10 protein-coding genes and 1 pseudogene are annotated in these 10,941 nt (G+C 68.3%); 4 read left to right on the forward strand and 7 right to left on the reverse strand.

All coding sequences use genetic code 11. The features are described from left to right. Positions 1-56: 56 nt before the first annotated feature. Together AB0L21_RS34335 and AB0L21_RS34340 are read right to left on the reverse strand one after the other, a co-directional pair. A complete protein-coding gene (locus tag AB0L21_RS34335) occupies positions 57-455 on the reverse strand; it encodes a hypothetical protein (protein ID WP_365788195.1) in 399 nt (132 codons plus the stop codon). 426 nt (positions 456-881) lie between these two features. Then, positions 882-1,322, reverse strand: a complete 441-nt coding sequence (locus AB0L21_RS34340) for a hypothetical protein (protein ID WP_365788196.1) — start codon at positions 1,320-1,322, stop codon at positions 882-884. 290 nt (positions 1,323-1,612) lie between these two features. Between AB0L21_RS34340 and AB0L21_RS34345 the strand changes: the two genes are divergently transcribed. After that, positions 1,613-2,347 carry a dienelactone hydrolase family protein gene (locus AB0L21_RS34345; protein WP_365788197.1) on the forward strand — a complete coding sequence of 245 codons (735 nt, stop codon included), beginning with the start codon at positions 1,613-1,615 and terminating at the stop codon, positions 2,345-2,347. A 120-nt stretch (positions 2,348-2,467) separates the two neighbouring features. Here AB0L21_RS34345 and AB0L21_RS34350 read toward each other — a convergent pair whose 3' ends face one another. Then, positions 2,468-2,671 carry a hypothetical protein gene (locus AB0L21_RS34350; RefSeq protein WP_365788198.1) on the reverse strand — a complete coding sequence of 68 codons (204 nt, stop codon included), beginning with the start codon at positions 2,669-2,671 and terminating at the stop codon, positions 2,468-2,470. A 59-nt stretch (positions 2,672-2,730) separates the two neighbouring features. Here AB0L21_RS34350 and AB0L21_RS34355 point away from each other — a divergent pair, with 59 nt between their 5' ends. Together AB0L21_RS34355 and AB0L21_RS34360 are read left to right on the forward strand one after the other, a co-directional pair. Further along, a complete protein-coding gene (locus AB0L21_RS34355) occupies positions 2,731-3,060 on the forward strand; it encodes a hypothetical protein (protein ID WP_365788199.1) in 330 nt (109 codons plus the stop codon). Between the two features lie 188 nt (positions 3,061-3,248). Next, complete coding sequence (locus AB0L21_RS34360) at positions 3,249-4,328, forward strand: protein kinase family protein (RefSeq protein ID WP_365788204.1); 1,080 nt, start codon at positions 3,249-3,251, stop codon at positions 4,326-4,328. Between the two features lie 439 nt (positions 4,329-4,767). Here the strand turns inward: AB0L21_RS34360 and AB0L21_RS34365 are convergent, their stop codons facing one another. The 4 genes and pseudogenes from AB0L21_RS34365 to AB0L21_RS34380 all read right to left on the reverse strand — a co-directional run bounded on the left by AB0L21_RS34365 (position 4,768) and on the right by AB0L21_RS34380 (position 9,172). Next, the gene (locus tag AB0L21_RS34365) at positions 4,768-5,568 is read right to left on the reverse strand and encodes an aminoglycoside phosphotransferase family protein (protein WP_365788205.1); all 801 of its coding nucleotides are present in this window, start codon (positions 5,566-5,568) and stop codon (positions 4,768-4,770) included. Between the two features lie 396 nt (positions 5,569-5,964). Beyond that, positions 5,965-6,099, reverse strand: a pseudogene (locus AB0L21_RS34370) (CoA-transferase); the annotation flags it as partial. A 240-nt stretch (positions 6,100-6,339) separates the two neighbouring features. Next, positions 6,340-7,638, reverse strand: coding sequence for an RICIN domain-containing protein (locus AB0L21_RS34375; RefSeq protein WP_365788206.1), 1,299 nt, complete (start codon positions 7,636-7,638; stop codon positions 6,340-6,342). A 100-nt stretch (positions 7,639-7,738) separates the two neighbouring features. Beyond that, entirely contained in the window at positions 7,739-9,172 is a 1,434-nt protein-coding gene (locus tag AB0L21_RS34380) for an endo-1,4-beta-xylanase (protein ID WP_365709279.1), read from the reverse strand. Between the two features lie 1,339 nt (positions 9,173-10,511). Between AB0L21_RS34380 and AB0L21_RS34385 the strand changes: the two genes are divergently transcribed. Then, a partial coding sequence (locus AB0L21_RS34385) for an RICIN domain-containing protein (protein WP_365788200.1) occupies positions 10,512-10,941 on the forward strand: 430 nt, incomplete at its 3' end.

A 10,941-nucleotide genomic window follows, 5' to 3' on the forward strand; every position in this document is an offset into this window, starting at 1 on the left:
CCGGCAGACGACGAGGGTGTAGGGCCGGTTCGCGGCGGCCTGGATCACGGAGCGGTTCACAGGGCATTCCGGGAGGGCACGCCGCAGGCCCGGACACGGCCGTCGCGCCAGGCGGCGATCAGCAGATGGGGTCCGGCCCAGGCCAGCGCTGCGACCGCCGAGCCGTGCCCGTCCAGTTCACGCACCGGGCTCATCTGTGTCTGGGGCCTACCGGCCGGGGCGCACCAGAGCGCGATGGTGCCGTTGTGGCCGCCGCTGGCCAGATGGCCGGCCGGGCCGGGGCGCCGGGCGAGTGCGGTGACGGTCTCATGGCAGCGCAGCTGACGCGGTGCGGTGCCCTCCGGCCCCTTGCCGGAGAAGTCCCACACGGTCACGTCGGGTGCGCCGTCGGCGGCCGGCCGGAATCCGGGGTCGGCAAAGGCGTGGCGGGAGACCTTCTCCGGGTAACCGGACATGGTCAGCTCGCTAACGCCACACCGAAACGCCGGTGGCCACCTACCCTTACGTCGGCTCACACCTGGCGCTGGCCGTGGCATGCACGGGGAAGTGGATCTGCCGCGGCAACCAGGACGCCTCCATCCACATCCGGCGCACCCGCGACGGCAGGTGCGCCACAACTCCGCGCCGTCCGCGTCCAGAACGAGTGCGGTTCGGCCGGAGGCGATGGGGACGCGTTCCTGATCGGCTCACGCCGCTGCGGCTGACCAAGCGCCGGACTCGCGTACGTTCGCCTGCCCGTCGCTGCGAACTCCCGTGCCGTGGCGACCAGCGGGCCTACGTCTTCCACGGCAGCGTCACTGCGGCGGCGATCCGCTTGTGGCTCCACCCATGATCTGCCGGCCGGGATAAGGGTGGGACGCCGATTTCGGGACCGTCAGCCGTCAAACCCGCCAGCCGCCGCGGAACAACGAGGTCAATCGCTGGGTGAAGTGGTGCCGCCAAAGCCACCACGGCAGCCGACGGTGAGCGACGAACGACCACAGGTCGTCATCGGCCTCGTTGCCGCGCGGGCAAGCGCGGAGTAGCGCGAGAGATCGCTGATCAACAGTCCGATGCAGACGAGCGACGTGGGCCAGAGCGATGACACCTTGGCGGCGGATCTCCGCATCCTCGGACTCCATCGCCTCGCTGACCCGCGGCAGAATCACGTCCGCGTCCACGTGATTGAGGGCGAGAGCGATGACAGCCACCCCCACGAGCGGCTCACCCCGATCGAACGCGGCATCGACCTCCTCAGGTCGATCGATCCACCGCAACGTGGACCCGACCTGCCAGTCCAGGACAGGCGTCGAATCGACGGAAGCGCTCTCATCGCGGTGCACGCCCCGACCTTACCGAGCAGCCCCTACCTCTACGACCTCCCAGGCGCAAGCGTGATCCGCCGGACGGGTCCTATCGGGCTTAGCGGCGGGCTTGTTGCGTGGGCTATGTTGCAGACATGACTACCGGGACGGCATTGCGCCACACACGGATTGGTGACCCGGTGCCCTTCTGAGCGCCGTACGGGCCAGCGCGGGCCCGCTGTTCGATCGCAGATCTCGGGCTGCCGCGCGGGCTCCGCCTCCGTCGTGTTGATCGCAGGCTCCACACATCAACCACGACAGGAGCATTCATGCCCACCAAGACGCTGCAGATTCCCACCGCGGACGGCCAGGCCGACGCTTTCGCTGCCTTCCCCGACCGCGGCGGGCAGCACCCAGGGGTGCTGATGTACGCGGATGGCTTCGGCATCCGGCCCGTGCTGCGAGAAATGGCCCGCGAACTGGCCGGGCACGGGTACTACGTCCTCGTGCCCAACTTCTTCTACCGGCACGGCCCGGCACCGGTGATCGAACTTCCCGAGTACATCGGAGAAGAGGCCCGGCCCGCAGTCTTCGCCCAGCTGATGCCCTTGATCGAGGAGCACACCACAGAACGTGTCCTGAGCGACGCCGACGCCTACCTCAGGTTCCTCACTGCCCAGCCCGAGGTCAGCGCCGGACCGGTCGCGGTGACCGGCTACTGCATGGGCGGCCTCCTGGCGACGCGCACCGCCGCGGCCCACCCCGGCCAGATAGCCGCCCTCGCCGCATTCCACGGCCCGGTGGGAGCCGACGGACCCGACGGCCTCTCGCAGCTCACCGCCGAGGTCCACTTCGGCCACGCCGAGAGCGACTTGACGCCGGAGGCCCTCGGCGAGCTCAACAAGGCCCTGGACGCGGCATGTGTCGGCTACACCTCCGAGATCTACCCCGGCACCGTCCACGGCTTCACCATGTCCGACACCGATGCCTTCAACGCCGCCGCACTGCAGCTTCACTGGGACCGCCTGCTGCCCCTTCTCGGCCGCACCCTGACCAAGAGCTGAAGCTCCGGCCCGGAAACCAAGTCCTGGAGGTGTTTCGAAGCTGGTGTGAGGGCGGGCTTCGCCCGCCCTCACCGATTGGGGAGCCAAAGGTTGATGGCGGCGATGTGCGCTGCCCGATCCTCAGGCGGGGATACGGACGACGGGGGCGGGGGCCGTGAGCTGCCGGCGGAACTGCCGGTGCTGCAGTGTCAGCTGGTTGACGACGCGGACGAGGGCTTCGCGGTCGGCGCGCAGTTCGGCGAGTTCCTCCTGGTCCGCGGTGCGGAGTTCCTTGACGCTGGGTGAGCGCGTTGCGGGGAACGTCCGCTTCGGTGGCCAGGGCAACGACGGTCAGGGCGCCGCTCGAGCGCTCGGGGGCGCCGCCAGGATGCCTGTGCGGCAGCGTGGATGGCGCGCCTCGCGGCCGGCCCCTGCACGCCGACGCCCGAGGCGAGATCGTCGTGCAGGGTGGCGAGCGGGTCCGCGGTGGCGCCGGCGCTCTCGATGTCGAGCAGGTCGTGGATTCCGTCACGGCTGTGGGCGGCGTAGCCGGCGCTGACGGCGGTGCGCATATGGCCGTACTGCATGGCGAGGGCGACGAGTCCTCCGGGACGGCGGGCGATGTGCCAGGCCAGGGTGCGGCGGAACCGTTCGGCGCCGATGGCGCCGTGCGGGTCGTCAGGGATCACTTCGCGGGGCGTCCCGAGCGGAGGGCCAGTGCGGATGCCCAGTGATGAAGTCCTCGATCCGTCGGTTCATCGTGGGCCGGTTCAGTGCCGCTTGGTAGGCGCGGTGGTGCGGTCGTGGCGGAGAATGGGCTGTCTCGGCTTCTCGGGGAGCCGTTGACGGCGACATCGGGAGTCGCATCGGGATGCCTGGCATGATCGACAGCGGTCAGTGTGATGTCAGGCAGGAGTCACCGATGGATGGAACCGAGCCACTATCCGCCGCACGTGTATCCGCTTACGCGGCCGTAGGAGCACAGCTCTCGTTGCTCAGCGACCGCAGGCTCGGCGATGCGATGGCTGCCGCGCCGGCACTGGGCTCGGGCCTCGGTGGCAGACGGGGCGAGATGGAGGTCGCGGGGATACCTGTCTTCGTCAAGCGGATCCCGCTGACGGACATCGAGTCGCGGCCGGAGCATGTGCGCTCGACCGCCAACCTGTTCGAACTCCCTCTCTACTACCAGTACGGGGTGGGGTCGGCAGGCTTCGGGGCTTGGCGTGAACTGGCCGCGCACGTCATGACCACCGCTTGGGTTCTGAGGGACGAGTTTGCCGGTTTCCCGCTCATGTATCACTGGCGGGTTCTGCCGGACCGGCCGCCTGTCGACTTCGCTGATGAGTTCGGGGGCGTCGAGGGAGCCGTCGCGCATTGGGAGGGATCGCCTGCCGTACGTCATCGGCTGGAAGCCATCGGAAGATCCTCCCTCAGTTTGGTGCTCTTCCTGGAGCACGTGCCTCAGACACTCGCGGCCTGGCTCAGCGACACCCGTGACGCGGCTAGCACGGAGCCAGGAGACGACTCCTCGTATCTGTGGGTGGAAGACGCGCTGCTGCGGGGGACCGAGTTCATGAGTTCACGCGGGCTGGTGCACTTTGACACGCACTTCGACAACCTGCTGACCGACGGTCAACAGGTGTACTTCGCGGACTTCGGGCTTGCGCTCAGCCGCCACTTCGAGCTCTCGGCCCAGGAAGCCGCCTTCCTCGCCGACCACCTCATGTATGACCGCTGCTACGCACCGTGGCATCTGCTGCGCCACCACCTGCCCGAGGCCGTGCGCGGTGACACGGAACTCGGGACTTTCCTGCGCGAATGGATCGCGGGCCGCCGCCCTGACGGCGTTCCTCCCGGGATCATGGCCATCATTGATCGCCATGCCCCGCACGCCGTCGTCATGGACGACTTCGCCCATCGACTTGTTACGGAGACCAAGCGCACTCCATTCCCCGCAGCTGAGGTCCGGCAGGCCCTGGCCAGCGCGTCAGCGTCGGAGTGAGATGTGCGCCGCAGTCGTGCCTCACGGGTTCTCCCTCACCCTGCGCGGTTTGGGAATCCCAAGGCCGACAGCGGGTCGGCGTGCCATGCGCTGGGTTTCGCCGCGTTCGGAGCGGAGGAGGACGAGGGTGAGGTTGAGTCCTGCGATCTGACCGGCCCATCGCTCTCGTTCCGCACGCTCACGGCGTGAGAGGAGGTCCTTCTCGAGTTCACCGAGGCGGGCCGGCGTCTTGGGGTTGACGTGCAGCATCGGACAGCGGTGCAGGCGTGCTCGTGTTGGCAGGAGAGCCGTATGGCCTGTCGCAGGAGCCGAGTTCGACCTTGCGCTTGTCGAGGTGTGTGACGTAGTGACGGATCACGTCCTCGTCGAAGACCGTGACGTATCCACGGGTGGTTAGGATATTGAGGCCCGTGAGTTTGTCCTCGAACGTCCGGTCCGGTCAGCTCAGCAGGGCAGCCGTGAATGTCTCGCGGTGGTCCATCAACCATGTCTGCATACGGTCCCAGCGTTCCCATCCACCACGCTCGGCCAGCGCCTGGAGATAGACGGGGTCGCCGTCGGCAACGCGGCGGGCGACGAAGGCCCGGCAGACCTCCGTGGCCTGCTCGATGACGCCGGCCAACTCGGCGCGGTCCCCCGCCGAGAGGCCGTAGCTGTCGGCAAGGATCCTCAGCCGTGCGGGCGCGTCCAGGCCGGAGGGGTGGAGGGTGGCGGCGGATGCGGGATCGAGCATGGGCACCCAATAGCGCGCGGTCATGGCAACGTCCCACAGGGGACGGCCCGGGGCCGCCAAGTCGAAATCGATCAGGGCAGCAGCGCGGCCGTCGCGGAAGACGACATTGTCCGGGCACACATCGTTGTGGCACAGCATCGTTCCCCCCTCCGGGTCGGCCAGGTCCCGGGGCCACTCGGCATGAGGGTCCACCGCGACGGCCGCGCTGGTCTCATGCAGACGCCGCAGCAGGCTCCCCACCGATTCGACGGCTGTCTTCGTCATCGCCCAGTCCGGGTACGGCGGCAGAGCCACGTCGCCAGGGACGAAGGTCAGCTGCTCGCGGCCATCCGCGGTGAGACCGACAGGGACCGGCGCCGCGTCGAAGCCGCGCTCCTTCAACGCAAGGAGATGGGCATGCAGAGCGCGCGCGTTGCGCGGTGCCGGACGCTCCACCAACTCCCCCCGGCGGAAGACCGCACCCGCGTTCATCATCCCGCCGACCAGCGCCTCGTCTTCAGCCGTCATGAGGATCACGCTATCGCCGGATCGACCCCGCGCTGGCCGGGCGGCAAACTCGGCACAAACAAGCGCCACATGCCGCAGATGGTCGCGTCCGGCGTGCGGCCGTCGCTGCGCCGCCGTGACCAGCACCGTGACCGCGTGGGTACCGTATGCCGCCCGCGGCCCGTCCTGAGCGCACAGCGCATCCAGCATGTGCCGCGCCCACGGATGTCCGGTGTTCGGCGCGGTGCTGTCGGGCAGAGTGAGTGCGATGAAGTCCTCGGCGAGACGGTCGGGTAGGAGCGGCTGGAGGGCTTGCCCTCCCGCCATGCGGCCGGGAGGGCGGATAGCACACCATGTGGTCTGCCAGCATTCGCGCCGCGGGCCGTCCAGCAGGTAGGAGGTGCAGGCGGCCGGATCCATCTTGCCGGGGATCATCCAGTTGGCCGGGTCACCGTCTGCCGAGACGTGCATGGCGCAGAGGGCTGCGGTGTCGATGTGGCCTCCGCGGATCATTGCGAAGCTCGTGGCGGAGTCGATGAGCGCGGTCCCCGGTGGCCCGCCGACCATCTCTTGCAGGAGGCCGCCGAGATCACCGCCACCGTCGCCCTCGTTCAGCAAACCCGTGGCCGTGGCGGGCCTGCGAGGCCGTGAACGGGGCGGGCGATACCTCCCCCCGCGGGGGGGCCGAAGGCGTGGAGCTCTCCTGAAAGGCCGCTCCCTTCTTCGATCTGGGATAGACGTCGGCGGAGTGGAGCCAGGATCACCCTGGCTCCACTCCGTGGTGCGGACGTGTTACTGGAACTGTGCGAAGAACCTCCAGATCTCTGCTTTGGTCCAGGTGGTGATGCCGCTTTCGCCGGAGGAGCCGTCGACCGGACCGGGTATGTGGCCTCCGTCGAACGCGGCCCATTGGACCGGGTACCCGGCACGGCAGCCCGAGTAGGTGGTGGTGATGTGCGTACGGCTGCCCGGCGCGGGCTCGCGCGGGCTCTGGGGGGTGCAGCCGTTGTTGCCGACGAATCGGTCGCGCAGGGACCGTCCTTGCGCGATGTTGAGGACGGAGTCGCTGACGCCGTGGATTCCGAAGTAGGCGATGGGCTGGGTGCCGCCGCTGCACCCGCTGATCTCGGCACCGGACATGACCGCAACGGCCCTGAAGACGTTCGCCCGGCTGCAGGCGAGCGCGTAGCTCATGCCGCCGCCCCAGCTGAATCCTGTGGCGAAACGCTGCGCCGGGTTGACGCAGAGGCCGCCCTCGATTCGCCGGATCATGTCGTCGACGAAGGTGACGTCCTCACCGCCGGAGTTGGCCCAGCCGTTGCCGAGGCCCTGGGGGGCGACGAGGATCGCGGTGTTGTTCGACTGTTCCTGTTGGCCGTAGTAGGACCAGGCGTTCCCGCTCGTGCCGCCCGAGGCGACGTCGGCGGCTGTTCCGCCCCGCCAGTGGAACGCGAAGATCAGCCGGTAGGGGTGGCCGTTGTCGTAGTTGTCGGGAACCCTGAGGATGAAGCTGCGGCTCTTACCGCCGCTCTGGATCGTGTGCGTTCCGCTCGTCAGGGTCGGGGCGCTGCCGCATCCGCCGCCACCGGACGACAGCTTGATCATCTGCCATTGCTGGTTGGCGCCGCCCCAGTCGGTGTACTGGACGACGTTGCCGCCGTCGGCGGTGGAGGCGCCCTGCACCTCCACCGCCTTGCCGCTGTTGCGGTTGATCAGCCGGACGTGACCCGCGTCGGAGTCGGCCAGGCGGAACTGCTGGTTGGCCCCGTTACCGTCGGCCCACTGCTGGATCGCGGCACCGTCGGCGGTCGAGGCGCCGGCCACGTCGAGAACCTTGCCCGAGTGCCGGGCCTTGAGCCGGTAGAAGCCGCCTCCGGAGTCCACGAACTGCCACTGCTGGTTGGCTCCGTCGTTGCGCGTCCACTGGCTGACCCGCGCGCCGTCGGCGGTGGACGCGCCAGAGACGTCCAGCGCCTTGCCGCTGTTGCGATTGACCAGGACGTACCAGGCATTGGTGTCCACCGTCGCCGCCTCGGCGGGCGTCGGATTCACCGTGGTGAGCATGCCGATCGCGAGGGCCGCTGCCACCACGGCGGCGACCCGGGACCACCAGCGATGTCTTGGTGGCGGGGCAGGGGAAGCCGCACCGTAGGCCGTCATCGATTCACCCTTTCGTTTGTGGCGGGTCCCATCAGGTGCGGGTCCAGCGTTGGTTGCTGCCGTTCGAGCAGGAGTAGAGCTGGATCAGGGTGCCGTTGGCGGTGCCGCCTGCGACGGCGTCGAGGCAGAGGCCGGACTGGGCGCCGACGATGGATCCGTCGGAGTTGATGCGCCATTTCTGGTTGTCGCCGCCCCAGCAGCCGTAGATCTGGACTTTGGTGCCGTTGCCGGTGCCGGCGGCGTCCAGGCACTTGTTGCCGTAGACCCTGAGCTCGCCGGCGGCGGTGTACGTCCACTGCTGGTTGGTGCCGTTGTTGCAGTCCCACAGCTGGAGCTGGGTACCGTCGGCGGTACTGGCGCCGGGCACGTCCAGGCAGCGGCCGGAACCGACGCCCTTGATCTGTCCGGAATCCGAAGGGGGCGGAGTGGTGGAGCCGCCGTTGAGTGCGTTGAGGACGGCGGTGTAGGCAGGCTTCTTGCTGCCGTCGCCGTTGAACAGCAGCGGCGTGTCCCCCGATCGCCAGGAGTCGGTGTCGCGCACACCCCAGACGGTGATACCGAGGCAGCGCTGGACGGCCAGGCAGTCGTTGGTCACGTTGGCGTAGGTCGTGGCCGAGGCGCCCTGGATGTCGAGTTCGGTGATGGCCACGTCGACGCCGAGGGCGGCGAAGCTCTGCAGGGTGGTGCGGAAGTTGCTGTTGTACGGGCTGCCGCTGTTGAAGTGCGACTGGAAGCCGACGCAGTCGATCGGCACGCCGCGCTGCTTGAAGTCCCGGACCATGGCGTACACGGCCTGTGTTTTGGCCCAGGTCCAGTTCTCGATGTTGTAGTCGTTGTAGCAGAGCTTGGCGGCCGGGTCGGCGGCACGCGCGGTGCGGAAGGCGACCTCGATCCAGTCGTTGCCGGTGCGCTGCAGGTTGGAGTCGCGCCTGGCTCCCGAACTGCCGTCGGCGAAGGCCTCGTTCACGACGTCCCACTGGGCGATCTTGCCCTTGTAGTGGCCCATCACGCCGTTGATGTGGTCGATCATCGCCTGGCGCAGCGAGCTGCCGCTGAGGCTCTGCATCCAGCCGGGCTGCTGCGAGTGCCAGGCCAGGGTGTGACCGCGCACCTGCTTGCCGTTCTGCACGGCCCAGTTGTAGACGCGGTCACCGGCGGTGAAGTTGAACTGGCCCCGCTGCGGTTCGGTGGCGTCGATCTTCATTTCGTTCTCGGCCGTCACCATGTTGAATTCACGGCCCGCGATCGACGTGTACGCCGAGTCGCCCAGCCTGCCCGAGGCGATGGCGGTGCCGAAGTAGCGGCCGCTCTGCGCCGCCGCGGCGCCGAGCGTGCTCTCGGCGGCGTGTGCGGTCGGCGGCGTGACCAGTGCGGCGACCACACCGAGGACGCCGACGACCAGCACCAACAGCAGGCCGCGGATCTTCCGGCGGATAACGGGTCTGGGAAGGGCATACAAGCCCATGACTGTGCCTCCAAGGTAGAAATCACGGAATGACTGAAGCGGAGGGGAAAGCGTCGTCCGCTCCCACCCGGCGGACGGACGGGGCGGGCCGGAACCCGGGCAGTACGGAATCACCGGACACCGCTGTCACGGGACGGCACCCGGTCGGCCGCCAGGTGACGTACGGCGGGCGGCAGCGGTGTTTCGGCACAGGCACGGGGTACTCCATCGCGGCTCAGCCGGGGGACCGTCACGCGCCGTCACGTACCTCTCCAACCGCACGAAGAGCCAGGACGCGCTGGTGCGAACCTCACCGGAACGAAAGGGGGGTGGCGCAGGTGCTTCGCTGCGCGTGTCTGTCGTGCAGCTGTGCGTGGATCTGCCGTTCAGTACGGATTGCCCAGGCCGATGTGGATCGAAATCTCGAACTATGGCCGGTTCTCAGACAGGGATGCTGAGGTATTGACGATGCATCGTCAAGACTCTCCGCAGAAAAAGTTCCGTCCTTTGCTCGAAACTTTCGGAATCGCGGCACGCTCGTTTGGCGCGCTGGGCGCGCGCATGCGGACAGCGGGCCGAAACGCCGGTCTTGACCTGCGCTTTCCCGTTCCCGCTCAGGCCGGCGTTCTGTCGAAGCCCATGAGGCCACCACACGCGCCGCGCCTCAGGTCTCGGGGGCGAGCGGAGCCGACTTCAGGGGTGTCGGGCGCCCGGATGAGAGCGAAATTTCTGACGCCGCTCGGAAAGCCGGTGTGTCACGGACGAGGGTGCCACCGGGTGCCGGCACCGTCCGCGAGATCGCTCCGCTCCGGTGCGAGTCTGGTGACCCCCATTTGACCGTGTGACGTGCGCCGTTTCGCGCCAGGTCCAACGAAATGTTTCGGGTCTGGTAGCGACACATGCGAGAAGTATTGACGCCGTTCACTGGTTCCCTATCATGCAGGGTGCTCGGGACTTCGACCTTTGTTCGATATCACGAACGTATGGGAGTCGCTCCGTCGCGCAGCAAGTGGCAACTCTGAGTCACACCGCCAGAACGCAGAGCCGCAAGGAGCCGTGCCGCATGCGTATGTCATGGCCTCGCCAATCCGGGGTCCCGGGCCTGCCGGCCGCGGCAGTCCTGATGACGTCCGGGACCGCGGCGGCCTCACCGGACGCCCTCCGAGCCTCCACCCCGGGTGCCCATGCCGCCCGAAGGTGCCGGGCGCCACCGGTCTTTCCGAGCGCCGCGAAGGACCGGGAAGTCACAAGGGGTCTGCCGTGGTGCTCACAGACCGCTGCACACCGCATCACACCGACAGTCCGGACAACCTCTGACGAGGTCAACCGGAACCGCCTACTCAAGGTTGAGGAAGTCCGCATGCACAGAGGAAGTTTCAGCCGCAGGCATCCGTCTGTGGTGCTCGCCGCCGTGGTTGCGGCCCTGGCCGCGTTGGCGGCGATGCTCGTCGCTGCCCCGGCTCAGGCGGCTTCTAGTGGCGCCTTGCGCGGTGTTGGTTCCGGCCGGTGTGTCGATGTGCCGGGCGCCAGCCAGACCAACGGCGCGTATCTGCAGATGTATGACTGCTGGGGCGGGACCAACCAGCAGTGGACGCTGACGGACAGCAACCAGCTCACCGTGTACGGCAACATGTGCCTGGATGTTCCGGGCCACGCCACCGCGGCCGGTACCCGGGTGCAGATCTGGACCTGTTCCGGCGGTGCGAACCAGCAGTGGCGGGTGAACGCCGACGGCACGGTCGTCGGCGTGGAGTCCGGGCTGTGCCTGGAGGCTGCGGGCGCCGCTACGG

Origin of the sequence: Streptomyces sp. NPDC052721, assembly GCF_040678315.1 — a bacterium.
Lineage (GTDB): Bacteria > Actinomycetota > Actinomycetes > Streptomycetales > Streptomycetaceae > Streptomyces.

Excerpts from the sequence above, each read along its gene's own strand:
- AB0L21_RS34335 (WP_365788195.1), bottom strand. The coding sequence starts at position 455 with ATGTCCGGTTACCCGGAGAAGGTCTCCCGCCACGCCTTTGCCGACCCC.
- AB0L21_RS34345 (WP_365788197.1), top strand. The coding sequence starts at position 1,613 with ATGCCCACCAAGACGCTGCAGATTCCCACCGCGGACGGCCAGGCCGAC.
- AB0L21_RS34360 (WP_365788204.1), top strand. The coding sequence starts at position 3,249 with ATGGATGGAACCGAGCCACTATCCGCCGCACGTGTATCCGCTTACGCG.
- AB0L21_RS34365 (WP_365788205.1), bottom strand. The coding sequence starts at position 5,568 with ATGACGGCTGAAGACGAGGCGCTGGTCGGCGGGATGATGAACGCGGGT.
- AB0L21_RS34380 (WP_365709279.1), bottom strand. The coding sequence starts at position 9,172 with ATGGGCTTGTATGCCCTTCCCAGACCCGTTATCCGCCGGAAGATCCGC.